Here is a 25,500-nt window from a genome sequence, read left to right as displayed (position 1 = left end):
TAATTACTCCGCGTTTAATAATAGAACGCTTATATTATAACTTGCCAATATTGCGCACACAAACACTATTTGCCTCCCCTTCTTTGGGGCGTATCACGGCAGTAGCGGCAACATGCGCTCCAGATAAGGTTGCCAGCCGGGAAGCTGCAGGCAGAAATCCCGTTCCAACTGCCGGCAATCCAGTCGTGAATTGGCCGGACGGCGCGCCGGCGTCGGATAGGCCGAACTGGGAATCGGCTGGATAGCGTCGGCGTGCAACCGCAATGCCCGCCCCTGTTCGCTGGCCAGACGGACGATCTCCCGCGCAAAAGCACACCAACTCACCGGCTGGGCAGCACTCAAGTGGTACAACCGATGCGCCGGGGTGTGCGCTCCGGCATGCAGCCACTGCTGCAAAGCCAGCGCCGTCACATCGGCAATCAGCGCGGCCGGCGTCGGGCTGCCGATCTGATCATCCACCACCGTCAACTGCTCGCGCTCACCGGCCAGGCGCAGAATGGTCTTGACGAAGTTGGCGCCATGTTCGCCAAATACCCAACTGGTGCGGAAAATCAGTGACTGCAGGCCATCCACCGTCTGGATACCCTGTTCCCCAGCCAATTTGCTGCGACCATACACACTGTGTGGCGCAGTCGGATCATCTTCACGGTAAGGCCCGGGTTTCGTTCCATCGAAAACGTAATCGGTCGAATAGTGCACCAGGCGGGCGCCACAGGCGCGTGCCGCCAGGGCCAGCTGGCGAGGCGCTTCGGCGTTGATGGCATGCGCCAGAGCCGGTTCGCTTTCGGCCTTATCCACCGCAGTGTACGCCGTGGCGTTCACAATCACGTCGGGCGCCACGGCGGCCACCCGTTCCCCCAGCGTCACCGTATCGGCCACATCGCAGGCCGCACGCCCCCAGGCCACCACTTCGCCCAGAGGCGCCAAGGCGCGTTGCAGTTGCCAGCCCACCTGACCGTTTTTCCCCAGCAGCAAAATCTTCATCATTCATCCCTTGCCATCACAGCGGGCGGCAAGTATGCCATTCACGCCGGCCCCACGGCAGGGCTTTTTGCTTATCGCAGGCGCTTCATTTATCCTCTGCCCTTCCCCAACGCACCTGCAAAAAAATGAGCATCAGCATCAAAACGCCGGAACAGATCGAAAAAATGCGTCTCGCCTGCCGCCTGGCCGGCGAGGTCCTCGATTACATCGAGCCTTTCGTCAAAGTCGGCGTCACCACGGAAGAACTGGACCGCCTCTGTCACGATTACATGGTGAATGTCCAGGGCTGCATTCCAGCACCGCTCAATTACGCGCCTTCCGGCTACGACCCCTACCCCAAATCCATCTGTACCTCGATCAACCAGCAGGTCTGCCACGGCGTACCCGGCGACCGGGCGCTGAAAAATGGCGACATCATCAACCTTGACATCACGACCATCAAGGATGGCTGGCACGGCGACACCAGCCGCATGTTCATTGCCGGAGAAGGCTCGATCCAGGCCAAACGCCTGTGCGAAATCACCTTCGAGTGCATGTGGCTGGGCATTTCTGCCGTGCGCCCGGGCGCTCATCTGGGCGACATCGGCGCGGTCATTCAGAAATACGCTGAAAAAAACGGCTATTCGGTAGTGCGTGAATTCTGCGGCCACGGCATTGGGGAAAAGTTTCACGAAGACCCGCAGGTGCTGCACTACGGCAAAGCTGGTTCGGGGCCGGTGCTCGAACCGGGGATGATTTTCACCATCGAACCGATGATCAACGCCGGCAAGGCCGCCATCCGTGAAATGCCCGACGGCTGGACCATCGTCACCAAGGATCGCAGCCTGTCTGCCCAGTGGGAACACACGGTGCTGGTCACCGACAGCGGCTACGAAGTACTCACCGCCTCCACCGGCAGCCGGCCCAAGCCCAACTGGATCACCTGATGCCCTTCCCGGTCGCCGCTCTACGCCAGCAATGCAAGGCGCAGCAAAGCGCCCGGGAAACGCGCTATCTGCAGGACAACGATGCGCCGGCCCTGCTCCGGGCGCGGGCGGCCGATGTCGATGCGCTACTGAGCGAATTATGGGCGGCCAGCAGCTTTCCCGTGGCTGCCACACTGGCGGCAGTGGGCGGTTATGGCCGGGGCGAACTGTACCCGGCCTCCGACATTGATCTCCTGATTCTCCTGCCACAACCGGCCAGTGCCAGTACGGCACGAAAAATCGACGCCCTGCTCGCCTGCCTGTGGGATCTCGGCCTGGAAATCGGCCACAGCGTCCGCACCATCGACGAATGCCTGATCGAGGCTGCCGCCGACCTGTCGATCCAGACCGCGCTCTCGGAAGCACGCTTTCTGGCCGGCAACAGCAAGAATTTCAATCGCTTTCAGAAAAATTTCAGCCGCCATCTCAACGTGCGCAGCTTTTTCGATGCCAAGCTGCTCGAACAGAAAGACCGCCACCAGCGCCACGACGAAACCCCTTACAACCTGGAACCCAACATCAAGGAAGCACCGGGCGGGCTACGCGACCTGCACACCTTGCTCTGGATCGCGCACGCCGCCGGCTTCGGCACCACCTGGGCCGAGCTGGCCGCCAGCGGCATGGTCAGTCCGGAAGGACAGGTACTCGGGCAACAGCTGGAAGACTTCCTGCGCCATCTGCGCATCCGCCTGCATCTGCTGGCCGGGCGTCGCGAGGAACGGCTGCGCTTCGATTACCAGCGTGCCCTGGCCGAACGTTACGGCTATACGGACAGCAGAGAGAAGCTCGCCTCCGAGCAACTGATGCAAGCCTATTACCGCAACGCCAAGACCCTGGTCATGTTCAACGCCATCGTGCTGCAGAACATGGAAGATGCACTGTTTCCGGAAAACCGCCAGCACGCCCGCGACTACGACGCCGATTTTGAACTGGTCGGCAATCAGCTCGCCATCCGCCGACTGGAAGATTTCAAAGCCCGGCCGCAGCTGATTTTCAAGGCTTTCCGCATCCTGCAGCAGAATCCGGCCCTGCAGGGCATGACGGCGCCGACGCTACGCAGTCTGTGGCATGCCCGCCAGGTGATCGACGACACGTTCCGCGCTGACCAGAACAACCGAGCCCTTTTCCTCGAATTGCTGCAAAACGACAACGGTGTCGTCAGCGAATTCACGCGCATGAATCAGCTCGACATCCTCGGCGCCTACCTGCCCAATTTCGGGCGCATCGTCGGCCAGATGCAGCACGACCTGTTCCATGTTTACACCGTCGATCAACATACCCTGCAGGTGCTGCGCAACCTGCGCCGCTTCACCCAGAGCGAGTTTGCCCACGAATACCCGGAATGCTCGCGCATCATCAACGAATTCGAGCGGCCCTGGCTACTCTACATCGCCGCCCTCTTTCATGACATCGCCAAAGGGCGCGGCGGCGATCATTCAGAAAAAGGCACCGTTGATGCAGCCGAATTCTGCAGCCAGCATGGCCTGTCCACAGACGACAGCGAACTGGTGGTGTGGCTGGTACGCCAGCACCTGCGCATGTCACTGATTGCGCAAAAGGAAGACACACACGACCCGGAAGTGATTACCCGGTTCGCCGGCCTGGTCGGTGACGTGCGCCACTTGCAGGCACTCTATCTGCTGACGCATGCCGATATCCGCGGCACCAGTCCGAAGGTGTGGAATGAATGGAAAGGCAAACTCCTTGCCGATCTCTACCACGCCACCCTGCACCATCTCAGCGGCGATACCGACGAGCCCGCCGCACACGGCATCATCGCCGAACGTCAGGCAGAAGCGATGCGGCAGCTGCGCTTCTTTGCTCTTTCCGATACCGTGCATGAACGCCTGTGGAGCCAGCTCGATACCGTTTATTTCCTGCGCCACTCGGCCGAGGAAATCGCCTGGCACACGCGCGCCCTGCACTACCGCATCCATAACCAGCAGCCGGTCGTCCGTGCCCGCCTGGGCGAACTCAGCAACAGCGTCCAGGTGATGGTGTACACCCTCGACCAGCCCGACCTCTTTGCCCGACTGGCGGGCTTCTTCGCCCGCGCCGGCTACAGCGTTGTTGACGCCAAGATCCACACCACCGCTCATGGCTACGCGCTCGACAGTTTCATCCTGCTGGCAGTGGACGCCCAGGAAGTGCAGCGCGAAACTCTGGATTACATCGAACACGAACTGGAAGAACACCTGCGTCGCCAGTTGCCGCCGGAAGCACCCGCCCCCGTGCGTCTGTCACGCCAGCTACGGCATTTTCCGATCAAGCCGGAAGTCCGTATCCGGCCAGACGACAAGGGCACCCAGTACATCCTGTCACTGGTCGCTGCCGACCGCCCCGGGCTGCTCTACAGCATCGCGCAGACCCTGGCCGAACACGGGGTACAGGTCCACACCGCAAAAATTGCCACCCTCGGCGAACGGGCCGAAGACGTCTTCCTCGTCAGTGGTGACGACCTGAACGACCCCGCTCGCCGCATCCGTCTGGAAACCGTGCTCATGGAACGACTGCAGGTCTGAGCCAGGACGCCAGCCCTCTGTTCCCGCCACACCCAAAGCTTCAAGGCCTTGCTCAGGCCGCGTCCGCGCCTTGCCATTTGAGCTCTCCGGCAGGGACAACAAATGGCAGCCTGTTTTCTGCGGGCGCCAGCGGACAGGTGGCAAACGCAGTGAACGCGCAAGGCGGATTGAAGGCCCGGTTGAAATCAAGGCGAATCCTGCCCGCCTCCGCCGGCCCTGCCTTGAGGAAACGCCCGGCACCATAGGTTTCGCGGCCGCTACTGCGGTCGCGGAAAACAAAGAAAACCTCATGTTCGCTCACCGACGTCGGCAGCAGCTCGACTTGCTGACCGGCCACCCTAAACACGGCCTTGTGCGCCACCGTCACCGGCTGCAATTCCCCCGTCACATCCGGCACCTGCAGAACCAGGGGCGTCTCCAGCGGCAACCATGCGGCATCAACAATCCAGGCCGGGTCTTCCGGATAATGTCCGACCCCGGCAAACGGCTGCCGCGCCGCCCAGGCACGGTCGCGAATCCGGGCAGCAAAACGGCCCTGGCGTTCGATCACGAAAATAGACAACGCACCTTGCTCGACATGATCTGGCTGGACACCGCGATCCGTCCGCAACCGCTGTGCCCTGCCACCAGCCGGTTGCCAGAAAACCGCACCGTCACGCCGGATCAGATCCCCCAAAAATGCCGGCCCCGAGGGCAAGCGAACCGTGCAGCCGGCATCACTGCCCACCGCACTGGTTTCAGCATCTAGCCAGAACAAACCAACCAGACCAAGCCAGCTGTCCGGCCCGGCAAGTTCCGCGTGGCGCGCTTGTCGCCATTGCTCCAAAGTCATCGCAATCCCTTATTCTTCCTGCGCAAACAACAAGGCGGGCCACACTGGCCCGCCCTGCTTATCGGCGCCCGCTTTCAGCCCTTGCTGAAACGCAAACCTTCATCTGCACAATCGATCCGGATCGTATCCTTGGCCGCAAACTGTCCTTCAAGGATGGCCTTGGCCAGCGGATTCTCGATCTGCTGCTGAATGGCCCGCTTGAGCGGACGCGCGCCGAAGACCGGGTCGAAGCCGGCGCGGGCAATTTCGACCAGAGCCGATGCGTCGACCACCAGTCCCATCTCCAGTTGCGCCAGACGCTTCTCCAGATACGCCAGCTGGATGCGGGCGATACCGGCGATGTGCTGCTCGTCCAGGCTGTGGAAGACCACCACTTCATCGATACGGTTGATGAATTCAGGGCGGAAATAGGTCTTCACTTCCTGCATCACCGCATCTTTGACGCTACCGTAGGCTTCCCCGACCATCTGCTGGATCATCTGGCTGCCCAGATTGGAAGTCATGACGATGACGGTATTCTTGAAATCCACCGTCCGCCCCTGACCGTCGGTCATGCGGCCATCGTCAAGCACTTGCAGCAGAACGTTGAACACATCCGGATGGGCCTTTTCCACCTCGTCGAGGAGAATCACGCTGTAGGGTTTGCGCCGCACCGCCTCGGTCAGGGTTCCCCCCTCCTCGTAGCCAACGTAGCCGGGAGGCGCGCCGATCAGACGGGCCACCGAATGCTTCTCCATGAACTCGCTCATGTCGATGCGGATCAGATGATCCTCGGCATCGAACATGAATTCAGCCAGTGCCTTGCACAACTCCGTCTTGCCAACGCCGGTCGGCCCCAGGAAGAGGAAGGAACCATAGGGACGATTGGGGTCGGACAGTCCGGCACGCGAACGGCGGATGGCATCGGCCACCAGACGTACAGCCTCGTCCTGGCCGACGACACGATTGTGCAGGCGTCCTTCCATGTGCAGCAGCTTGTCGCGCTCACCCTGCATCATCTTGCTCACCGGAATGCCGGTCGCCCGGCTGACCACCTCGGCGATTTCCTCGGCGCCAACCTGAGTACGCAACAGCTTGTTCTTCGCTGCGCCACCGTCCCCCTCGGCTTCCGCCTTCTTCAACTGCGCCTCCAGCTGCGGCAGCTTGCCATATTGCAGTTCGGCCACCTTGTCCAGTTTGCCTTCGCGCTGCAGACGCGCGATCTCCGCCCGTAGCCGGTCGATTTCTTCCTTGATCTGAGCCGACCCAAGCACTGCCGACTTCTCGGCCTTCCAGATTTCTTCCAGATCGGAATACTCCTTGGTCAGCTTGGTGATTTCTTCCTCGATCAGGGCCAGGCGCTTGCGCGACGCTTCGTCCTTCTCCTTCTTGACCGCCTCGCGCTCGATCTTCAGCTGAATGATGCGGCGATCGAGTTTGTCCATCGCCTCCGGCTTGGAGTCGATTTCCATCTTGATGCGCGCCGCAGCCTCGTCAATCAGGTCGATCGCCTTGTCCGGCAAGAAGCGGTCGGTGATGTAGCGATGGCTCAACTCGGCAGCGGCGACGATGGCCGGGTCGGTGATATCCACGCCGTGGTGCAGCTCGTACTTCTCTTGCAGGCCGCGCAGGATGGCGATGGTCGATTCCACGCTGGGCTCTTCCACCAGGACTTTCTGGAAACGCCGCTCCAGCGCGGCGTCCTTCTCGATGTACTTGCGGTATTCATCAAGCGTCGTCGCGCCGATGCAGTGCAGCTCGCCACGCGCCAGCGCCGGCTTCAGCATGTTGCCCGCATCGATAGCACCGTCCGCCTTGCCGGCCCCGACCATGGTATGGATTTCGTCGATGAACAGGATGATGCGGCCTTCGTCCTGCGCCACCTCCTTCAACACCGCCTTCAGGCGTTCCTCGAACTCGCCGCGGTACTTGGCGCCGGCGAGCAGGCCGGCCATGTCGAGCACCAGCACCTTCTTGCCCTTCAGGGTTTCCGGCACTTCCTCGTTGACGATGCGCTGCGCCAGACCTTCGACGATGGCCGTCTTGCCGACGCCCGGCTCGCCGATCAGCACCGGGTTGTTCTTGGTACGGCGCTGGAGAATCTGGATGGCACGGCGGATTTCATCGTCGCGGCCGATCACCGGGTCGAGTTTGCCCTGAGCCGCCCGTTCGGTCAGGTCAACACAGTATTTCTTCAAGGCTTCACGCTGCCCTTCCGCATCCTGATTATCGACCCCATGGCCACCGCGCACAGCAAGAATCGCTGCTTCCAGCGCCTTTCTCTGCAAACCATGCTGACGCGCCAACCGCCCAGTCTCCCCCTTGTCTTCACAGAGGGCGAGCAGGAACATCTCGCTGGCGATGAACTGGTCGCCGCGCTTCTGCGCCTCCTTGTCGGTCAGGTTGAGCAGGTTGGCCAGATCACGCCCCACCTGCACATCGCCACCGTGCCCCTCGACCTTCGGCAGCCGTTGCAAGGCCTGCTCCAGATCCCGCTTGAGCACCGGCACATTGACACCGGCCCGCCCCAGCAGCGATACCGTGCCTCCTTCTTCCTGGTTCAGGAGCGCCAGCAGCAGATGCTGCGCTTCGATGAATTGTTGGTCGTTGCCGTTGGCGAGGCTCTGCGCATCCGCCAGTGCCTCTTGAAATTTGGTGGTGAGTTTGTCGAGTCGCATGAAAATCTCCTTACCCAGTCAGTTCGAATGGATGTCAGATAAGGGAGAATTGATCAATTTCAAGTGACAATTTGTCATAATTTCACCCCAAATCCCTATTGAAAAGCTAAAATCCGCCGAGCAGAGTCCGGCCAAGGCCGGCTAATCACATAAAAACCGTTCGTGTAAGGGAAAAACTCATACCTGGCTCGACCTTGACGCTGCGCGGCAAGCTGACCGCGATGACATTGGCCACCATTATCGCCCTCGTCGTGTTGTTCGTTTTTCTTCTCATTGACGGCAAGCAGCGCATGATGTTGGACCGCCAGGACAAGGTGCGCAACCTGGTCGAAGTCGCGCATGCCACGGCAGCTCATTTCGAGGCGGAAGCGCGCGCCGGACGCATGGACGAAGCCGAGGCGAAGCGTAGTGCCATGGCCGCCATCCGCGACATGCGTTACGACAAGATCGAGTACTTCTGGATCAATGACCTGAACGACATCATGGTCATGCATCCGTACAAGCCGGAACTGGATGGCAAAAAGCTGGACCAGATGAAAGACGCCAACGGCAAGCTGCTGTTCCTTGAATTCAACAAGGTCGTCCGCGCCCAAGGGGCCGGGTTTGTCGATTACCTCTGGCCCAAACCCGGCGCCGCAAACAACGACGGTGTGCCCAAAATTTCTTACGTCGCCGGCTTCCAGCCGTGGGGCTGGGTCATCGGTTCCGGCATTTACATCGACGACGTCGATGCCGCCTTCCGCCGCGACGCCCTCAAGCTTGGCCTGTGGGGCGCAGCCATTGGCGGCTTCATCGCCATTTCGCTGTTACTCGTCTCGCGCAACATCATCAACACCCTGGGCGGTGACCCGGCGGTTGCCACCTCGGTGACCCGGCGCATCGCTGCCGGCGACCTGTCCACCAATGTCAGCTGCCCTCCGGGCGACAGCCTGCTCGCCGACATCGGCCGCATGCAGGACACCTTGCGCGCCATGATTTCCACCATCCTGGATAATGCCGAGCACGTCTCCTCAGCCGCTAATCAACTGCTGAGCGCTGCCGAAGAAGTTGCCGACCGCTCGCAACGCCAGAGCGATGCGGCGTCCTCAATGGCAGCTTCGGTTGAGGAAATGGCCGTAAGTATTGACCAGGTGCGGGAGAACGCCACCGAAGCGCACAGCATTTCGGAAAACTCAGCCAGCGTTTCGGAAAAAGGCGCCGCCGTCATTCACTCCGCCGCCAGCGAAATGCGCCAGATTTCCGAAGCCGTGCAGGCATCTTCCGAAATCGTCGAAGACCTCGGCCGCCAATCTGACCAGATCACTTCCATCGTCAATACCATCCGCGAAATTGCCGACCAGACCAACCTGCTCGCCCTCAATGCAGCCATCGAAGCGGCACGGGCCGGTGAGCAAGGCCGCGGCTTTGCCGTGGTAGCCGATGAAGTGCGCAAACTCGCCGAACGCACCAGCCTGTCCACCACCGAAATCGCCACCATGGTGACACGCATCCAGCAAGGCACGCGCGGCGCGGTAGCGAGCATGCAAGCCGGTGTAGCCAAAGTTGGCAGCGGCGTCGAGTTGGCCAGCCAGGCGGGTGAGTCGATCAACAGTATCCGTGATGGCGCGCAGCGCGTCAGCCAGGTGGTCAACAGCATTTCCGATTCAATTTCCGAGCAAAGCCACGCCAGCAACGACATTGCGCACAAAATCGAAACCATCGCCCAGATGTCGGAAGAAAGTGCCGCCGCCGTCCGTCACACGGCAGATGCCGCCCGCCGCCTGCACCAGCTCTCCGGCGAACTCCACGCTGCTGTAGCCCAGTTCAAGACCTGACAACAAGCACCAGAAAAATCAAGCCATCCACTACTGGATGGCTTTTTTTCGCCCTTACCACTGGCGCAGGCAAACTGTCTCGCCCATACCTGTTGGCAATCGCATCGCTCGCAACAGCCTGCCGGCGCCAACATTCATTGACGTCACGCGAGATAGCGCTACGATGCCGCCGGATTGCCACTCAGACGCCCGACAGGCTGACGACCTCGGCAAAATCGGGATAGCGGAACTTCACCGTCCATCACTGTGTGCCGCTTCGATGTGCCAGCAATGAGAAACCGCTCATTGCATTCGTGCTGCTGGTGTTGCCACACCATTTACACGTGGCGCAGTTGTTGATGGGCGCGGCACGTCATGGAACGAAATCAGCAAAAAAACCCCGGATACACCTCCATGTATCCGGGGTTTGTACGGGGCAGCGGCCTTGCGTCCGCTTCCGCAGGTGTTGGTTCTACAGCATGCCTAGCGTACGCGGCAGCCAGAGGGAGATTTCCGGCACATAGGTCACCAGCACCAGGAACACCAGCATCGACAGCAGCCACGGCCAGACCGCGATCGTCAATTCGGTAATCCCCATCTTGGTGATGCCAGAAGCCACATACAGATTCAGACCGACCGGCGGGTGGCACATGCCAACTTCCATATTCACCACCATGATGATGCCGAAGTGCACCGGATCAATCCCCAGGGTCATGGCGATCGGGAACAGGATCGGCGCCAAGATCAGGACGATCGAAGACGGCTCCATGAAGTTGCCCATGATCAGCATCAGGATATTGGCCATGATCAGGAATCCGATCACGCCGATACCCGTGCCCATCATAAAGTCAGCCATGGCCTGCGGAATGTTCTCGTGCGTCATGAGGAAGGAGAACAGCACCGCATTGGTGATGATGTACAGCAGCATGGCGCTCATGTTGGCCGAATTGAGCAATACCTTCGGCACATCGGAGAGGCGCAGGTCCTTGTAGATGAACACGGCCACGATGAAGGCATACACCGCGCTCATTGCAGCTGCTTCGGTCGGCGTGAAGATACCGCTATAGATACCGCCCATCACCACCACGATCAGGAACAGCCCCCAGGCCGATTCCTTGAGTGCCAGCAGACGCTCTTTCCAGGTCGCTTTCTTCATGCGCGGATAACCGAACTTGCGCGCCCGGTTCCAAGTCACGAAGCCAAGGAAAGCTGCCAGCATCAGGCCAGGAATGACCCCCGCCATGAACAGGGCGCCCACCGACGTGTTGGTCGACACCGAGTACATCACCATGACGATGGACGGCGGAATCAGGATACCCAGCGCCCCAGAAGTGGTAATCACACCGGCCCCGAACTTGTTCGGGAAACCCTGCTTGACCATAGCCGGCAGGATGATGGCGCCGATCGCCACCACGGTCGCCGGGCTGGAGCCCGATACGGCAGCAAACAGCGCACAGGCGACCACACCGCCCAGCCCCAGACCGCCGTGCCAGTGGCCGACCATCGAGGTGGCGAAGTTGATCATTCGCCGCGCCACACCGCCATGAGTCAGAAAGTTACCGGCGAGGATGAAGAACGGAATCGCCATGATCTCGAACTTCTCGATCCCCGTGAACAGCTTCAAGGCCACCGACTCGATCGGCACCTGCGTCATGGTGAACAGGAAGGTCAGCACGGTCAGACCGAGCGAGATGGAAATGGGCATCCCGGTCAGCATCAAGACAGCCAGGAGAGCGAAAATGATGAGGGCGCTCATTATTTGTCCTCCTTGCGGGCAGCAGCATTGTCCTTGCTGCCCTCGTCGCCATACTGTTGGTGCTTCATGTCGTGCGGATGCAGATCGTCGCCCATATCGTAAGGATTGGCATCTACCGGTAGCACTTCTTCCTCGATCCCGTCGACATGGCCATGATCGTGGTGCGGCAGCTCACCGGTACGCACGAAGGAATGGATCACCTGCAGGAAACGGAAGCACATCAGGTAGGAGCCGAGCGGCACGGCGGAATAAACGATCCAGGTCGGCCATTCAAGGTCGGGCGTGACCGGGCCTTCGTACATGTCGCCGGTATCGAGGCCAAACCAGGAAAAAATCTGGTAGTGCGCACCGTTTTCGAGCACGAAGGTCGCCCCCAGGGTGCCGACGATAAAGGTAAAGAAAGCACCGGCCGACAAGCCGAAGATGATGAATTTTTTGCGATTATTTGCCTTCAGGCGGTTGATCAGCACATCAACCCCGACGTGAATACCGGTCCGCACACCGTAAGCCGCGCCAAATTTGGCCATCCACACGAACATGATGATGGTCAGCTCCTGCGCCCATCCCATGTTGATTTCCAAGAGCCAGTCCTGCACGCCGGGAATGTCCCAGCCGCTACCGAAGCGATGCACCACCGATAAAAAAATGATCAGCGTCGCGGCGCCCATGAGGAAGGCAATCAGCCACTCCTCCAGATGATCGAGAAATTTCATGAAACCTCCTCGTTGTAAACAACTTCCGCCGGAAATCTCCGGCGGAAGTACCTGAATCGCTGCGGTTTACAGCGCGTTCGGATTGAAGCCCGTAGCCTGGTAAACCGACTCGATGGTCTGCTTGCCAACGCGGCTTTCCATCTTCTTGTGCACCGGCACCAGCGCCTTCTTGAACGCCGCACGCTCGGCCGCCGTCGGGGTATGAATTGCGGTACGGCCGCTCTTCTTCACCGCTTCCAGCGACTGATCGTTCTCCACCTTGGCAATCTGGTTGGCATAGCGGGTGGACTGCACCATGGCCTCATCCAGTTGCTTGCGAACATCAGCCGGCAAACCGTCCCAGAACTTCTTGTTCACGATCACGGCATAGCCCAGGTAACCGTGGTCGGTCAGCGTCAGGTGCTTTTGCACTTCATGCATCTTCTGGGTGTAGAGGTTGGAAATTGGGTTTTCCGTACCATCGACCACACCCGTCTGCAGTGCCTGATAGACCTCGGAGAACGCCATGACCTGCGGCAGCGCCTTGAGGGCACGAACCTGCTCTTCCAGTACTTTCGAAGACTGGATACGGATCTTCTTGCCCTTCATGTCTTCCGGCATGCGGATCGGCGTATTCGCCGAGAACGACTTGAAACCGTTGTCCCAGAACGCCAGGCCGCTGATACCCTTGGGTTCGAGCTTGGCCAGCAACTGCTTGCCCACCGGACCGTTGGTCACCTTGTGCAGGTCATCGTAGTTATCGAAGATGTAGGGCAAATCGAACACTTCGAATTCACGTACGCCCAGCGGGCCAAATTTAGCCAGCGACGGCGCCAGCATCTGGACAGCGCCCAGCTGCAGTGCTTCCATTTCTTCCTTGTCCTTGTACAAGGTCGAATTGGCGTAGACCTCAACCTTGACCTTACCCTGCGTCAGTTCGGCAGCCTTCTTGGCAAAGAACTCGGCAGCCTTGCCCTTGGGCGTATCGCCTGCAACAACGTGGCTGAACTTGATGACGATAGGTTGCTGCGCATAGACACCCAGCGACACGGTGCAGGCAAACAGGCCGACCAGAAGCTTGGAAATTTTCATTGATTTCTCCTCTTTGTAATGGAATGCCGCAAAGAACCATTGCTGGCGGCGCAAAGTATTACGAAGGGCAGAAATCTTGGATATTGTGGTTTTCCACATCCGGCACGCCGGGTTAACATCGCCGGATGTCTGCCCTTCCCCATCCCGCGCACCCTTTAGACCCGCCGCCGAGCAAACGCCGCCTGTCCTGGCTGCTCGTTTTCCCCAAGCTGGCAGTGGCGCTACTCATCCTGGCCCTGATCACCCTACTCTGGCTGTTGCAGAAGAGCGACCGTGAAGAAAGGCACAACATTCTGGTCAAGGACGTGCTGTGGCTGGAACAAAGCCTGCGTTTTCACCTGCAGAATCACCGCGAACAGTTGCAGCAACTGGCCAGTGAGCTATCCGAAGAGCCCCGCAGCAGCGAACAAACATCACTTTTTCGTCTGCGCGCAGCGCATTTCCTGAAGAACAATCCCGATATTGCCCGCCTGGGCTGGCTGGATGCCACTGCAGAAAACATCATCACCCTGCCCGCGCATCGTCCCCAGTCGGCAAACTCACCGCAGGCACAACTTCTGCACGACAGCTTCGACATCGCCCGCCGACTGGGCAAGGCGGTGTACAGCCTGCCATACCTGAATGCGCCACTGGAAGGGCAGATCCACCTGCTGCTTCCCATCTACCGGCACGACCAGCTGATCGGCATGCTGCAGATCACCTACCGCCTGAATGTACTGTTGAGCAGCCAGATTCCCTGGTGGTTTACCGAAAAATACAAGGTCGAGATCGTGGATGACAACGACCAGGTGTTAGCCAGTAAAACGCACATCGAAGGCACCAGCAGCGACTCCTACCTGATTCCCTTCGATCCGCCGGGGCAGGGTTTACGCTTGAAAATCAGCGACTACCCAAGTACCCAGAGCCCGCTGCAGAACATGCTCACCGTTGCCATCCTGCTTCTGGCTCTGGGGGTATTTGCCAGCCTGTGGCTGGTGCGCGGCCTGATGAAGAAGAGCACCCGTGCCGAAGCCGCCCTGCGCGCCGAACACGCTTTTCGCACCGCCATGGAAAACTCGCTCACGGTCGGCATGCGCGCCCGCGATCTCGAAGGACGGATCATTTACGTCAACCCGGCCTTCTGCAAGATGACCGGTTTCAGTGCCAGCGAACTGGTCAACCACGACCCTCCCATGCCCTACTGGGCACCTGAACACATGGACGAAGCCCGTGCCATGCACCAGACCGTGCTCGCCGGACTGGCGCCGGAGGAAGGTTTCGAACTCACCTTCATGCGCAAGAATCGAGAACGCTTCGAAGCGCTGGTCTATGAAGCCAAATTGATCGATGGCAACGGCCGACATACCGGGTGGATGGCCTCGGTGCTCGACATCACCGAACGCAAACGGGCAGAGGAACTGGCCCGCCAGCAGCAGGAACAACTGCAGTTCACCGCCCGCCTAGTGACCCTGGGCGAAATGGCCTCCACCCTGGCGCACGAACTGAACCAGCCGCTGGCTGCCATTGCCAGCTACAACACCGGCTGCCTTAACCTGCTGTCCACAGAAAACTTCTCCTGCGCCGAATTGCGCCCCACCCTGGAAAAAATCGCCACCCAGGCACAACGCGCCGGCCGCATCATCCGCCGCGTGCATGATTTCGTCCGCCGTAGCGAACCAAAGCGGGCGCCCTGCAAACTGCGCGACATCATCGACGACTGCCTCGCCTTCATCGAACCGGAAGCACGCAAGCGGCAGATCCGCATCGAAACCATCCTGCCCGCCCTCCCCACAGTATTCGTCGATCGCCTGCTGATCGAACAAGTCCTGCTCAACCTCTTGCGTAATGGCCTCGATGCCATGGCCGACACCCCGGCTCCTCACCGCCTGCTGCAACTCAGCGTCCACCTCACACCGCAGGAAGTACGCCTGACTGTCGGCGACTATGGCTGCGGCATCCCAGCTGAAATCGAAGACAAGCTCTATACCGCATTCTTTACGACCAAAAGTGAAGGCATGGGCATCGGCCTATCGATCTGCCGCTCCATCATCGAATTTCACCGTGGCCGCCTGTGGGCGGAAAAGCACCCGGACTCACCGAGCGGCAGCGGTACCCTCTTCACGTTCTCCCTCCCTCTGGAGCCCACGCCTGAATGAACACCCCGCAAGCCCACCTGGTCGACGACGACGACGCCATCCGCGATGCCCTCGCCTGGCTGCTCAAATCGCGCGGTCTACCCACGGCCACTTACGCCAGCGCTGAAGATTTTCTTGCCAGCTGGACTCCGGACACCTGCGGCTGCCTGCTGCTCGACATGCGCATGGAAGGCATGAGCGGTCTGGATTGCTTCGATGCCCTGCTGGCGCGTGGCGCAGCCTTGCCCGTCATTTTCCTCACCGGCCACGGCGATGTTCCGCTGGCCGTCGCCACACTCAAACGCGGCGCCTTCGATTTCTTCGAAAAACCCTTCAACGACAACGAACTTGCCACCCGTGTCGGCGAAGCCATGGTGCACGACGCCCACCGGCGCGCCGTGCACGCCAGCGCCGATTCGATCAATCTCCGCATCCAGAGTCTGTCCCCCCGGGAACGGCAGATCATGGACGGCATCCTCGCCGGCAAATACAACAAGGTGATTGCCGATGAACTCAACATCAGCATGCGCACGGTTGAAGTCCACCGCGCCAACCTGTTCGAGAAAATGCAGGTCAAGACTGCAGTAGAACTGGCTAATCTGCTGAAATCCCCTCAGGCATGAATCGCCCTGCCCATATTCCTGCTTCCCATGCCGGTTTTTTTTCGCTAGCATTCCGCCACGCTTTCTGACGTGGAAATCCCGTCAGCATCCCCGGGCCCGACCCGGCTCCACCTTCCCACTGAAAGGCCATCATGAGCGCACATATCCACTACGTCACTGACGCCACGTTCGAGGCCGAAGTCCTCCAGTCCGAGCAACCAGTGCTCGTCGATTACTGGGCCGAATGGTGTGGCCCGTGCAAGATGATCTCCCCCATCCTGGACGAAATTGCCACCGAATACGCAGGCAAACTCAAAGTCGCCAAGGTCAACATCGACGACAACCAGGAAACCCCCGCCAAATACGGCATCCGTGGCATTCCCACGTTGATGGTGTTCAAGAACGGCAACATCGAAGCCACCAAGGTTGGCGCCCTCTCCAAATCGCAACTTGCCGCTTTCATTGACAGCGCACTGTAATCCCCTTAGTCTTGCCGCCTGAAAGTGCAATCCGCACTTTCAGGCTGACGCCAGCAGGTCCAAACAGCAATAACGCCCCTGCTCCCCCAGCGTCCTCATTCAACACACCCCAAAGCGCCTGCTTTACGCCACAGCCCTGCCGGCAACCGCCGCATCCTTTTCTGCTGCCTGGCGTCTTCCCTACATTCCCCATGCAACTCTCTGAACTCAAGACCCTGCACGTCAGCCGACTGCTCGACATGGCAACCGAACTCGCCATCGAAAATGCAAACCGCATGCGCAAGCAGGAGCTCATCTACGCCGTCCTCAAGGCCATGGCCAAGAACGGCGCGACCATTCATGGCGACGGCACCCTGGAAGTCCTTTCCGATGGCTATGGTTTTCTGCGCTCGGCAGACACCTCCTACCTCGCCAATCCGGACGATATTTTTGTCTCACCTTCGCAGATCCGCCGTTACAACCTGCGCACGGGGGACACCATTGCCGGTGAAATCCGCACCCCAAAGGACGGCGAACGCTACGTTGCCCTGACCAAAGTCAGCAGCATCAACGGCTTCCCGCCGGAAGCGAACAAAACCAAAATCATGTTCGAGAACCTGACGCCGCTGCATCCAACGCGTCACTTCAAGCTCGAACGCGACGTCAAGTCGGACGAAAACATCACCAGCCGCGTCATCGACATGATTTCGCCGATCGGCGCGGGGCAGCGTGGCCTGATCGTTGCCCCACCGAAAACCGGCAAGACGGTCATGCTGCAGAACATCGCCCACGCCCTCGCTGCCAATCATCCGGAAGTCGCCCTCATCGTACTGCTGATCGATGAACGCCCGGAAGAAGTCACCGAAATGACGCGCACGGTCAAGGGTGAGGTGGTCGCCTCAACCTTCGACGAACCGGCCACTCGCCACGTCGCCGTGGCCGAGATGGTGATCGAGAAAGCCAAGCGTCTGGTCGAACACAAACGCGACGTGGTGATTCTGCTCGACTCGATCACCCGCCTGGCGCGCGCCTACAACACCGTCCAGCCAGCTTCCGGCAAGGTCCTGACTGGCGGCGTCGATGCCAACGCCCTGCAGAAGCCGAAGCGCTTCTTCGGCGCCGCGCGCAACATCGAGGAAGGCGGCTCGCTGACCATCCTCGCCACCGCCCTGATCGACACCGGCAGCCGTATGGACGAAGTGATCTACGAAGAATTCAAGGGCACCGGCAACTCGGAAATCCACCTCGACCGCCGCATGGCCGAGAAGCGGATGTACCCAGCCATCAACGTCAATCGTTCCGGCACCCGCCGCGAAGAATTGCTGCTCAAACCCGATGTGCTGCAGAAGATGTGGGTGTTGCGCAAGCTCTGTTATCCGATGGACGATCTCGAAGCGATGGAATTCCTGCTCGACAAGGTCAAGTCCACCAAGGGCAACGCCGAATTCTTCGATGCCATGCGCCGCGGTTGAATCAGACAAATCGTATGACCGACACCAGAAACCGGGGCAAGCAAACCAGCCCCGGTTTTTTCTGCCCTATTCAGCAGGCATACACAGGCGTAGTCCGGCGATTTGGGCGCCTTAGCATCACACGCTGCCCGGGAGCTCGGCACCTGACCAAGCACGCCGCCCTCCCCCATCGCCTCGCTGCGGAGCACAAAAGGCGGAACAGTGCACAAAAAAGGCCCTTGAAAATCAAGAGCCTGTTTTTTTCCATGGTGCCCAGGAAGGGACTCGAACCCCCACGTATTGCTACGCCAGAACCTAAATCTGGTGCGTCTACCAATTTCGCCACCTGGGCGGGCGGGACGCATTCTAGCATCGAGCCTGACAAAAACCCATGAGTGTTGATCATTACGAAAACTTCCCCGTGGCATCGTTGCTGGTGCCGCCGCATTTACGTCGACCGATTGCGGTGATCTACCATTTTGCGCGCAGCGCCGATGATCTGGCCGACGAAGGGACGGATCCGCCGGCTGCACGACTGGCGGCCCTGGCGGCGTATCGCGCGGAGCTGGAACGGATTGCCGCAGGAACACTGCCGCAGTTACCACTGTTTGCCGATTTGGCGCAGGTCATCCGCGACCACAAGCTTCCACTGCAGCTCTTTCACGATTTGCTCGATGCGTTCGCGCAGGACGTCGTGAAAACCCGTTATGCGAACTATACGGAACTGCTCGATTACTGCCGACGCTCGGCCAATCCGGTCGGGCGGCTGGTACTGCATCTGTTCGGGCGCACGGAAAGTGCCCGCCTGCAGGAATCCGATGCCATCTGTACTGCCCTGCAGCTGATCAACTTCTGGCAGGACGTGGCGATCGACTGGAAAAAAGACCGGGTCTACCTGCCGCAGGAAGATTTGACGCGCTTTGGCGTGGGCGAAAGCGACATCGCGGCTGGCCGCATGACCCCCGCAATGCGCGAGTTGCTGGCATTCGAATGCGAGCGGGCGCGGCAACTGATGCTCGCCGGCGCCCCCCTGGTGCACCATCTCCCCGGCCGCCTGGGTTGGGAAATCCGCCTGACTGTACAGGGCGGTCTGCGCATTCTCGAACGCATCGATGCCGTTGCGGGCGATGTATTCGCACATCGCCCGCAACTCACAGCATCTGACTGGCTGGTGCTCTTGTGGCGATCATTTAGAATGTGAGCCCATGACTCCAGACCAATACTGCCAGGAGAAGTGCGCCACCAGCGGCTCCTCCTTTTATTACAGCTTTCTGTTCCTGCCCCCGGCCCGCCGCCAGGCGATCATGGCCCTGTATGCCTTCTGCCGCGAAGTCGATGACGTGGTGGACGAATGCAACGACCCGGCGCTGGCATCCACCAAACTTGCCTGGTGGCGGATGGAAGTGGAGCGCATCGCCAGCAAGCAGGCGACGCACCCGGTGGGGCTGGCCTTGCAGGCGGTTTCCCCCGAAATCGAGATTAGCGCAGCCCGTCTCAACGAAATCATCGACGGCATGGAAATGGACCTGCAGCAAACCCGCTATCTCGATTTCACCGGACTGTCGCTGTACTGCTATCGGGTCGCCAGTGTGGTCGGCCTGCTCGCCGCCGGAATTTTTGGTTATCGGGATGCGCAAACGGAAAAATACGCGCACGACCTGGGCATGGCTTTCCAACTCACCAACATCATCCGCGATGTCGGCGAAGATGCCCGACGCGGCAGGATTTACCTGCCCATCGATGAACTCAAGCAGTTCAACGTGCCGGCCGCCGATATCCTGAACGCCCGCTACTCCGACAATTTCACTGCCCTGATGCAGTTCCAGTATCAACGGGCAGAACGCTATTACCAGGATGCACTCGCGCATCTGCCTGCCTGTGACCGCAAGAGCCAGCGTCCCGGCCTGATCATGGCGGCGATTTACCGTACCTTGCTGGAAGAAATCCGCGCCGAAAACTTCCAGGTGCTGCACCAACGCATCTCCCTGCCGCCCACGCGCAAACTCTGGCTGGCAGCCAAAACCTGGATCAAGGGCTGAATTGGGCGAGCAGGCGCGCATCGCCGTCATCGGCGCCGGCTGGGCTGGCATCGCGGCGGCGGTGACCTGTGCCGACGCCGGCGCGGCGGTTACCCTGTTCGAAGCCGGCCGGGGCGCGGGCGGACGTGCCCGCTCGGTGAATATTGCCGGGCGCACGCTGGACAATGGCCAGCACATCCTGCTCGGCGCCTATCACGAAACGCTCGCACTGATGCGCCAGGTGGGCGCCGACCCACAGCGCATGTTCAGCCGTCGGCCGCTCTGCCTGCTGGAAGGCGACACTTTCCAGCTACGCCTGCCCAACCTGCCTGCCCCGCTACATCTTGCCGCCGGTCTGCTCGGGGCGCACGGGGTCAGCTGGCGGGAAAAAATCCGCACTGCACTCTGGATGCAGGGCATCAAGTGGCGAAAATTCCGCCTCGACCAAACACAGAGTGTCGCCGAATGGCTCGACGCCGCCGGGCAAACCGGTGCGTTACGCCGGCATTTATGGGAACCGCTCTGCCTGGCTGCACTGAACACAGCTCCCGAGCAGGCCTGCGCGCAGCTCTTTGCGCATGTCCTGCGTGACAGTCTGGGCAGCCCGCAGCGAGAAGCTACCGACCTCCTGCTGCCACGTGTTCCGTTTGGCGAACTGCTACCGGAACCGGCTCTCGCCTGGCTGGCGCAGCGCGGAGCCGATCTTCGGCTGGGGCAGCGCGTACGCCAGCTGGCCGGAACCCGGATCGATGACGAGGACTTTTCCGCCGTCATCGTCGCGGTGGCACCGCACCACCTCAGCCGCCTGCTGCCGGCAGTGCCCGACACATTCAGCTACGAACCCATCGCCACGGTCTACCTCGATTACGGCGCCCAGACCGTACTGCCCTTCCCGCTCCGCCACCTCGGCGCTGGTACGGCGGCCTGGGCGGTCGATCGCGGCCAAGGCATGATCGGCTGTGCCATCAGTGGCCATGGCGACTGGGAAACCCTTGCCGACAACGCCCTCGCGGCCCGCATGGCGGACGCATTGGGACTGGGAGCACCGCACTGGCAGCAGGTCATCCGGGAAAAACGCGCCACCTTCAGCGCCCGCCCTGGCCTGCGCCGTCCGGATTACCGGACGGATCACCCGTGCGTTTTTCTAGCAGGCGATTACACCTGGGCCGATTACCCTGCCACACTGGAAGGCGCCGTCCGCAGCGGCCGGCGTGCAGCGTTTGCCGCCATTCAGGCCAGCAAGCGCCCGGCCTGAAGCTGCAACACCCGCTGACAACGGGCGGCAAGGGCGGCATCGTGCGTGACCAGAATCAGCGTCGTGCCTTCGCGGGCGTTCAATTCAAACATCAGATCGATGATCTGGGCGCCGGTCACCGCATCGAGATTGCCGGTCGGCTCATCGGCCAGAACCAGCGAGGGCTGCGGCGCAAAAGCACGCGCCAGAGCCACGCGCTGCTGCTCTCCGCCAGAAAGATGTTTCGGATAGTGATGCAGGCGCTCGCCCAGCCCGACGCGCTGCAGCCAGGTGTGCGCCACGGTTGAGGCATCGCTGCGGCCCGCCAGTTCCAGCGGCAGCATCACGTTCTCCAGAGCGGTCAGCGCCGGCAGCAGCTGGAAGGATTGAAAGACAAACCCCAGCCCGCGCCCGCGCAAGGCGGCACGAGCGTCTTCGTCCAGACCAGAGAGCGGCTGCCCGGCCAGCACCACCTCACCTGCCGTCGCCACATCGAGTCCGGCCAGCAAACCGAGCAGGGTCGACTTTCCCGAACCGGAGGCACCAATGATCGCCACCGTTTCCCCCGACATGACGGAAAAGGAAATCTGCTGCAGAATCACCAGCGGCATTCCGCCGTTATCGACCTCCTTGCCCAACTCCCTCACTTCCAGCACGAGCTGATCCGACATGCGTTTTCTCCTTGTTGTCCTGGCCCTGTTCGCCACCTGCGTCTTCTCCCCTGCCCTGGCTGCCCCGGCCACCATTGTGGTGCTGGGCGATTCACTTTCCGCAGGTTACGGCATCGCCCAGAGTGAAGCCTGGCCGTCGCTGCTACAGCAGCGTCTGCGGCAACAAGGCGCGAATTATAGCGTCGTCAACCATTCGATCTCCGGCGAAACGACCGCCGGCGGGCGTTCCCGCCTGGCAACAGCGCTGCAGAAAGACAAGCCGCAGATCCTCATCATCGCCCTCGGCGCCAATGACGGCTTGCGCGGTCTTCCGCTCACCCAGATGCAGGACAACCTGCGCGCCATGATCCGCGCCGGCCGCCAGAGCGGCGCCCGGGTCCTGCTGATCGGGATGCGCCTTCCGCCTAACTACGGCCCCTATGCGGAGGATTTCTTTCAGCGTTTTGCGCGTCTGGCAGACAGCGAAAAAACAGCTTACCTGCCTTTCCTGCTCGAACCGCTCAACACCCGCCCCGAGCTCTTTCAGAATGACCGCCTGCACCCTAACGCGGCGGCGCAGCCGTTACTGCTCGACCACATCTGGCCAGCACTGCGCCCCTTGCTCAAGAAGTGAGGCAGCGCCTCACTCGCCGATGACATCCGCTCCGGGCGGCGGGGTAAAGGTGAACAAACTGGCCGGCAGCTTGGGATTGCGCTCGTGCTTGCTGAAATATATGCGCGTCACCTGGCCGAAATTGTCGTGCAGCGCCATGACCCGCAATTCCTTGCCGGCCAGACCGATGCGGATTTTCTCGAAATTGCTGTCGCTTGCCTTGGGTACGGCCTCGACCCAATTCAGGCCATCGCTCTCACCGTCCTCACGCAGGGTGAAATTCTTTTCCAGCGCCGTGCGCCCAGCCAGCAGCGCGGCCGGAGAATCCCCGGAATTCAGGTCGTTCTGGCGAATGGTCACCTGCGCCAGTTCCGGATCGTACACCCAGACTTTTTCGTTATTGCCCACCACCAGTTGCGGATAAGGCTTGCTCACCTCCCAGCGCAGCTTGCCCGGCCGCACGACCGACAACACGCCCCAGGATTCCTGTGCCTGCACGCCCTGACGGTTGCTGATCGTCTGCCGGAATTGCGCCTGGAAACTCTGCGTTTCATTGAGAAACGCCTGCAACTGCTCAACCGAACCCGCCAGCGCCAGCAACGGCGAAAAGATGAGAAGCGTGCCCAGAGCCAGGCGACTCAGCGAAGGTGTCTTGTTCATGGTGTTAGACCTGCATGCAAAATTGGAAAATGCCCGCAAGCTTACGACATCCCAGCGCAGATCGTTGCCGCCGGCGTGTAAGAAAGCGTAATCGGCATACTGATTTTTCGCCCGGCATAAACCGCCTCAATGCCCCAGGCGCAAACCCCCACGGGCTTTGTGGCACACTACGCGCCCTATGAACGGTGGCCAGCGGGCTGCTGCTCTGTTGTTGATTATTCGAGGAATGACCATGGCCAATCTGCCCGAACATCTCAAATACACCGCTGCCCACGCTTGGGTGCTGGACCATGCCGACGGCACCGTCAGCGTCGGCATTACCGACCACGCGCAAGAAACGCTGGGCGACCTGGTGTTTGTCGAATTGCCGGCCATCGGGGCGCATGTCGCCGCAGAGGCGCAGATTGCCGTCGTTGAATCCGTCAAATCGGCCTCCGACGTGTACGCGCCACTCTCCGGTACGGTCACGGAGATCAACGCAGCGGTGATGGATAACCCCGAACTGGTCAATCAGGACGCCTATGCTGCCTGGTTGTTCAAACTGCGCCTGGATGACCCGGCCGAACTTGAGCAGCTTCTATCGGCAGCTGCTTACCTGAACACTACGACCTGAGCCGTGCCCGCTGCACCCTTCCCCAGCCACTGGCCGCAGGTACCCGCCTGCTACCAGTGGCTGTCGCTTGACCGACGCGGACAGTGGCGACTGCAAGGCGAGCGCATCAGCCATCCCGGCCTGCTCGCATTCCTGCAGCAGCACTATCAGAGCGCTCCGGACGGCTGCTGGTTCGTACAGAACGGGCCACAAAAGGTGTACGTCGACCTGGCGGCGACACCGTGGGTATTCCATCGCGAAGGAGACGCCGTGCTGGCACACACGGGCGCCAGTGCGGGCGAGATTCATGCGCTCTTCCTGGATCGCGAAGGCAGCCTGTACCTGCAAACCACGCTTGGTTTCGGGCTGCTCGACGACCGCGATCTGGCGTCCTGGCTCGGCGAATGCCAGCCTGGCGACGACGCAAGCTGGGACGCCCTGCTGGCCGGGAAAGCGATCCGCATCACCTGGCGTGATCTGCCGCTCACCCTGATCGACGCCGCCGAACTACCGCAACGCTTTGCCTTCAACCCGCACCCCCGCCCCGAATAAGCCAACCAGCAGGAAAAACCGCCACGATAGGCGCAGGGGCGACGGTGTCAGATCAGCCGCCTTCGGCTTCATCCTCGTCGTTCGCCTGCAACCACCACAGCAAATCCTCACCTTGCAGCGGGGTGGGAATCATCTGGTTCTGCTTCCAGCGGAAAACCGGCCCGAACGGCACGTACCGCGCCAGCACCTGCCCTTGCCGGCTGACGCCAAAAAATGGCCAACCGGAACGGATCGCATCCCTGATCTGTTCGTGCGTCATGAGTTCTCTCCTTGGTAAGCACCGAGCGCACACCGCCCACACCTAACAACACGCAGGCAGCATTCGGTACTGCCTACGATTGCCCTTACGCCGCAATGCCCGGCTTTGTAAATTCCTGCTTCAGATCGTAAGCTGGCATCCACCGACCGTCAATCAACCGGAGCCCCCATGGCCACACACGCTGCCCGTTTACCGACCTTCTTCATTTCCCACGGGGGCGGTCCCTGGCCCTGGATGGCGGGGATGGTCGAAGGCCCCTATGCTGCCCTGGCCGATTCACTGCGCCGCATGGCCGCCGATGCCGGCGGTCAGCCACGCGCCATCCTGATGCTGTCGGCACACTGGGAGGCGCCGGCATTCACCGCACAAAGTCATCCTCAACCGGGCATGATCTACGACTATTACGGTTTCCCGGAGTACACCTACCGGATTCACTACAGCGCCCCAGGCAACCCGGAACTGGCGGCGCAGGTGGTGCAGTTGCTGCGCGCAGCCGACCTGCCTGCAACCGTCGATCCGCAGCGAGGTTACGATCACGGTATGTACACGCCCATGGCTGTCGCCTACCCCGCTGCCGACATGCCAGTCGTGCAGCTTTCCCTGCTGCAGAATCTCGACCCCGCAACGCATCTCCAACTGGGCCGTGCCCTGGCACCGCTGCGTGACGAAGGTGTGCTGCTGATCGGCAGCGGCTTAAGTTATCACAATCTACGCGCCTTCGGTCCAGCCGCGGCCGATGTTTCAAAGCGTTTCGACACCTGGTTGCAGGACACCCTGCGGCTTTCCCCCGCTGAGCGCACGCAAGCCCTGCTCAACTGGGAAAACGCCCCCGCCGCTCGGCAAGCGCATCCCCGGGAAGAACATTTGCTCCCTCTCTTCTTCGCCGTTGGCGCCGCTGAAGAAGAACCCATGCATGTGGTCTATCACGAGGATGACTTCATGGGAGGGGTTGCGGCATCAAGTTTCCGCTTCGGCTCCCCGGCAGGATAACGCTGACTGTCCGA

General features: G+C 60.6%; 23 protein-coding genes and 1 tRNA gene. 14 read left to right on the top strand and 10 right to left on the bottom strand.

Annotated elements, in window-relative coordinates:
* Positions 1–93 precede the first annotated feature (93 nt).
* Positions 94–984 carry a dTDP-4-dehydrorhamnose reductase gene (gene rfbD / locus JYJ39_RS06380; protein WP_205203091.1) on the bottom strand — a complete coding sequence of 297 codons (891 nt, stop codon included), beginning with the start codon at positions 982–984 and terminating at the stop codon, positions 94–96.
* Between the two features lie 5 nt (positions 985–989).
* Between rfbD and map the strand changes: the two genes are divergently transcribed.
* Positions 990–1,910 carry a type I methionyl aminopeptidase gene (gene map, locus JYJ39_RS06375; RefSeq protein WP_275887960.1) on the top strand — a complete coding sequence of 307 codons (921 nt, stop codon included), beginning with the start codon at positions 990–992 and terminating at the stop codon, positions 1,908–1,910.
* On the top strand, positions 1,910–4,471 hold the full coding sequence (locus JYJ39_RS06370; protein ID WP_205203003.1) for a [protein-PII] uridylyltransferase: 2,562 nt from the start codon (positions 1,910–1,912) through the stop codon (positions 4,469–4,471). The genes map and JYJ39_RS06370 overlap by 1 nt, the downstream gene beginning before the upstream one ends.
* A 52-nt stretch (positions 4,472–4,523) precedes the next feature.
* On the opposite strand, the gene JYJ39_RS06365 is transcribed toward JYJ39_RS06370, so the two are convergent.
* Both JYJ39_RS06365 and clpB read right to left on the bottom strand, forming a co-directional pair.
* Entirely contained in the window at positions 4,524–5,303 is a 780-nt protein-coding gene (locus tag JYJ39_RS06365) for a DUF1684 domain-containing protein (protein ID WP_205203002.1), read from the bottom strand.
* Positions 5,304–5,377: 74 nt separating this feature from the next.
* Positions 5,378–7,960, bottom strand: coding sequence for an ATP-dependent chaperone ClpB (clpB, locus tag JYJ39_RS06360; RefSeq protein ID WP_205203000.1), 2,583 nt, complete (start codon positions 7,958–7,960; stop codon positions 5,378–5,380).
* 221 nt (positions 7,961–8,181) lie between these two features.
* On the opposite strand from clpB, the gene JYJ39_RS06355 reads away from it, so the two are divergent.
* Positions 8,182–9,774, top strand: coding sequence for a methyl-accepting chemotaxis protein (locus JYJ39_RS06355; RefSeq protein WP_205202998.1), 1,593 nt, complete (start codon positions 8,182–8,184; stop codon positions 9,772–9,774).
* Between the two features lie 451 nt (positions 9,775–10,225).
* On the opposite strand, the gene JYJ39_RS06350 is transcribed toward JYJ39_RS06355, so the two are convergent.
* From JYJ39_RS06350 to JYJ39_RS06340, 3 genes are all read right to left on the bottom strand, one after another.
* Complete coding sequence (locus tag JYJ39_RS06350) at positions 10,226–11,509, bottom strand: TRAP transporter large permease (RefSeq protein WP_205202996.1); 1,284 nt, start codon at positions 11,507–11,509, stop codon at positions 10,226–10,228.
* A complete protein-coding gene (locus tag JYJ39_RS06345) occupies positions 11,509–12,222 on the bottom strand; it encodes a TRAP transporter small permease (protein WP_205202994.1) in 714 nt (237 codons plus the stop codon). Before JYJ39_RS06345 ends, JYJ39_RS06350 begins: the two co-directional genes overlap by 1 nt.
* Positions 12,223–12,288: 66 nt before the next feature.
* Positions 12,289–13,293, bottom strand: coding sequence for a TRAP transporter substrate-binding protein (locus JYJ39_RS06340; RefSeq protein ID WP_205202992.1), 1,005 nt, complete (start codon positions 13,291–13,293; stop codon positions 12,289–12,291).
* A gap of 125 nt (positions 13,294–13,418) precedes the next feature.
* Here JYJ39_RS06340 and JYJ39_RS06335 point away from each other — a divergent pair, with 125 nt between their 5' ends.
* The 4 genes from JYJ39_RS06335 (at position 13,419) to rho (ending at position 17,939) form a co-directional block, all read left to right on the top strand.
* Positions 13,419–15,428: a sensor histidine kinase gene (locus JYJ39_RS06335; protein WP_205202990.1), complete on the top strand. Its 2,010-nt coding sequence runs from the start codon at positions 13,419–13,421 to the stop codon at positions 15,426–15,428.
* A complete protein-coding gene (locus JYJ39_RS06330) occupies positions 15,425–16,030 on the top strand; it encodes a response regulator transcription factor (RefSeq protein WP_205202988.1) in 606 nt (201 codons plus the stop codon). Before JYJ39_RS06335 ends, JYJ39_RS06330 begins: the two co-directional genes overlap by 4 nt.
* A gap of 131 nt (positions 16,031–16,161) precedes the next feature.
* Positions 16,162–16,488 (top strand): thioredoxin TrxA, encoded by a 327-nt coding sequence (trxA, locus tag JYJ39_RS06325; protein ID WP_205202986.1) that lies wholly within the window; start codon positions 16,162–16,164, stop codon positions 16,486–16,488.
* A 191-nt stretch (positions 16,489–16,679) separates the two neighbouring features.
* Positions 16,680–17,939 carry a transcription termination factor Rho gene (rho, locus tag JYJ39_RS06320; RefSeq protein WP_205202984.1) on the top strand — a complete coding sequence of 420 codons (1,260 nt, stop codon included), beginning with the start codon at positions 16,680–16,682 and terminating at the stop codon, positions 17,937–17,939.
* Between the two features lie 246 nt (positions 17,940–18,185).
* On the opposite strand, the gene JYJ39_RS06315 is transcribed toward rho, so the two are convergent.
* Positions 18,186–18,270 (bottom strand) — tRNA-Leu (locus tag JYJ39_RS06315).
* A 39-nt stretch (positions 18,271–18,309) separates the two neighbouring features.
* Between JYJ39_RS06315 and hpnC the strand changes: the two genes are divergently transcribed.
* From hpnC to hpnE, 3 genes are read left to right on the top strand one after another with little or no spacing between them, the layout of a single operon-like run.
* Entirely contained in the window at positions 18,310–19,119 is an 810-nt protein-coding gene (gene hpnC / locus JYJ39_RS06310; RefSeq protein ID WP_205202982.1) for a squalene synthase HpnC, read from the top strand.
* A 4-nt stretch (positions 19,120–19,123) separates the two neighbouring features.
* Positions 19,124–19,957, top strand: a complete 834-nt coding sequence (gene hpnD, locus JYJ39_RS06305; RefSeq protein ID WP_205202980.1) for a presqualene diphosphate synthase HpnD — start codon at positions 19,124–19,126, stop codon at positions 19,955–19,957.
* 1 nt (position 19,958) lies between these two features.
* Complete coding sequence (gene hpnE / locus JYJ39_RS06300; protein WP_205202978.1) at positions 19,959–21,191, top strand: hydroxysqualene dehydroxylase HpnE; 1,233 nt, start codon at positions 19,959–19,961, stop codon at positions 21,189–21,191.
* Here hpnE and JYJ39_RS06295 read toward each other — a convergent pair.
* Positions 21,167–21,841, bottom strand: coding sequence for an ABC transporter ATP-binding protein (locus JYJ39_RS06295; protein WP_205202976.1), 675 nt, complete (start codon positions 21,839–21,841; stop codon positions 21,167–21,169). The two genes, hpnE and JYJ39_RS06295, sit on opposite strands and share 25 nt — an antisense overlap.
* Here JYJ39_RS06295 and JYJ39_RS06290 point away from each other — a divergent pair.
* Complete coding sequence (locus JYJ39_RS06290) at positions 21,840–22,454, top strand: arylesterase (protein WP_205202975.1); 615 nt, start codon at positions 21,840–21,842, stop codon at positions 22,452–22,454. The two genes, JYJ39_RS06295 and JYJ39_RS06290, sit on opposite strands and share 2 nt — an antisense overlap.
* 9 nt (positions 22,455–22,463) lie before the next feature.
* Here JYJ39_RS06290 and lolA read toward each other — a convergent pair whose 3' ends face one another.
* Positions 22,464–23,093: an outer membrane lipoprotein chaperone LolA gene (gene lolA, locus JYJ39_RS06285; RefSeq protein WP_205202974.1), complete on the bottom strand. Its 630-nt coding sequence runs from the start codon at positions 23,091–23,093 to the stop codon at positions 22,464–22,466.
* Positions 23,094–23,325: 232 nt separating this feature from the next.
* Between lolA and gcvH the strand changes: the two genes are divergently transcribed.
* Together gcvH and JYJ39_RS06275 are read left to right on the top strand one after the other, a co-directional pair.
* Positions 23,326–23,706 carry a glycine cleavage system protein GcvH gene (gcvH, locus tag JYJ39_RS06280; protein ID WP_205202973.1) on the top strand — a complete coding sequence of 127 codons (381 nt, stop codon included), beginning with the start codon at positions 23,326–23,328 and terminating at the stop codon, positions 23,704–23,706.
* 3 nt (positions 23,707–23,709) lie between these two features.
* Entirely contained in the window at positions 23,710–24,237 is a 528-nt protein-coding gene (locus tag JYJ39_RS06275) for a DUF2946 family protein (RefSeq protein ID WP_205202972.1), read from the top strand.
* A 52-nt stretch (positions 24,238–24,289) separates the two neighbouring features.
* Here JYJ39_RS06275 and JYJ39_RS06270 read toward each other — a convergent pair whose 3' ends face one another.
* Positions 24,290–24,496, bottom strand: a complete 207-nt coding sequence (locus JYJ39_RS06270; RefSeq protein ID WP_205202971.1) for a hypothetical protein — start codon at positions 24,494–24,496, stop codon at positions 24,290–24,292.
* Between the two features lie 168 nt (positions 24,497–24,664).
* On the opposite strand from JYJ39_RS06270, the gene JYJ39_RS06265 reads away from it, so the two are divergent.
* Positions 24,665–25,486, top strand: a complete 822-nt coding sequence (locus tag JYJ39_RS06265; RefSeq protein ID WP_205202970.1) for a DODA-type extradiol aromatic ring-opening family dioxygenase — start codon at positions 24,665–24,667, stop codon at positions 25,484–25,486.
* Positions 25,487–25,500: the final 14 nt, after the last annotated feature.

Origin of the sequence: Azonexus hydrophilus (genome assembly GCF_905120355.1) — a bacterium.
Taxonomy (GTDB): Bacteria; Pseudomonadota; Gammaproteobacteria; order Burkholderiales; family Rhodocyclaceae; genus Azonexus.
Note: the sequence above shows the minus strand (reverse complement) of the source record. Positions and strands in the feature narration are given on the sequence as shown.

Coding starts and splice junctions, on each gene's coding strand:
- lolA (WP_205202974.1), bottom strand. CDS start 23,093: ATGAACAAGACACCTTCGCTGAGTCGCCTGGCTCTGGGCACGCTTCTC.
- JYJ39_RS06265 (WP_205202970.1), top strand. CDS start 24,665: ATGGCCACACACGCTGCCCGTTTACCGACCTTCTTCATTTCCCACGGG.
- trxA (WP_205202986.1), top strand. CDS start 16,162: ATGAGCGCACATATCCACTACGTCACTGACGCCACGTTCGAGGCCGAA.
- JYJ39_RS06290 (WP_205202975.1), top strand. CDS start 21,840: ATGCGTTTTCTCCTTGTTGTCCTGGCCCTGTTCGCCACCTGCGTCTTC.
- JYJ39_RS06335 (WP_205202990.1), top strand. CDS start 13,419: ATGTCTGCCCTTCCCCATCCCGCGCACCCTTTAGACCCGCCGCCGAGC.
- JYJ39_RS06365 (WP_205203002.1), bottom strand. CDS start 5,303: ATGACTTTGGAGCAATGGCGACAAGCGCGCCACGCGGAACTTGCCGGG.
- rho (WP_205202984.1), top strand. CDS start 16,680: ATGCAACTCTCTGAACTCAAGACCCTGCACGTCAGCCGACTGCTCGAC.
- JYJ39_RS06330 (WP_205202988.1), top strand. CDS start 15,425: ATGAACACCCCGCAAGCCCACCTGGTCGACGACGACGACGCCATCCGC.
- JYJ39_RS06270 (WP_205202971.1), bottom strand. CDS start 24,496: ATGACGCACGAACAGATCAGGGATGCGATCCGTTCCGGTTGGCCATTT.
- JYJ39_RS06340 (WP_205202992.1), bottom strand. CDS start 13,293: ATGAAAATTTCCAAGCTTCTGGTCGGCCTGTTTGCCTGCACCGTGTCG.
- hpnC (WP_205202982.1), top strand. CDS start 18,310: ATGAGTGTTGATCATTACGAAAACTTCCCCGTGGCATCGTTGCTGGTG.
- JYJ39_RS06345 (WP_205202994.1), bottom strand. CDS start 12,222: ATGAAATTTCTCGATCATCTGGAGGAGTGGCTGATTGCCTTCCTCATG.
- JYJ39_RS06355 (WP_205202998.1), top strand. CDS start 8,182: ATGACATTGGCCACCATTATCGCCCTCGTCGTGTTGTTCGTTTTTCTT.
- JYJ39_RS06350 (WP_205202996.1), bottom strand. CDS start 11,509: ATGAGCGCCCTCATCATTTTCGCTCTCCTGGCTGTCTTGATGCTGACC.
- JYJ39_RS06370 (WP_205203003.1), top strand. CDS start 1,910: ATGCCCTTCCCGGTCGCCGCTCTACGCCAGCAATGCAAGGCGCAGCAA.
- clpB (WP_205203000.1), bottom strand. CDS start 7,960: ATGCGACTCGACAAACTCACCACCAAATTTCAAGAGGCACTGGCGGAT.
- JYJ39_RS06295 (WP_205202976.1), bottom strand. CDS start 21,841: ATGTCGGATCAGCTCGTGCTGGAAGTGAGGGAGTTGGGCAAGGAGGTC.
- hpnD (WP_205202980.1), top strand. CDS start 19,124: ATGACTCCAGACCAATACTGCCAGGAGAAGTGCGCCACCAGCGGCTCC.
- gcvH (WP_205202973.1), top strand. CDS start 23,326: ATGGCCAATCTGCCCGAACATCTCAAATACACCGCTGCCCACGCTTGG.
- rfbD (WP_205203091.1), bottom strand. CDS start 984: ATGAAGATTTTGCTGCTGGGGAAAAACGGTCAGGTGGGCTGGCAACTG.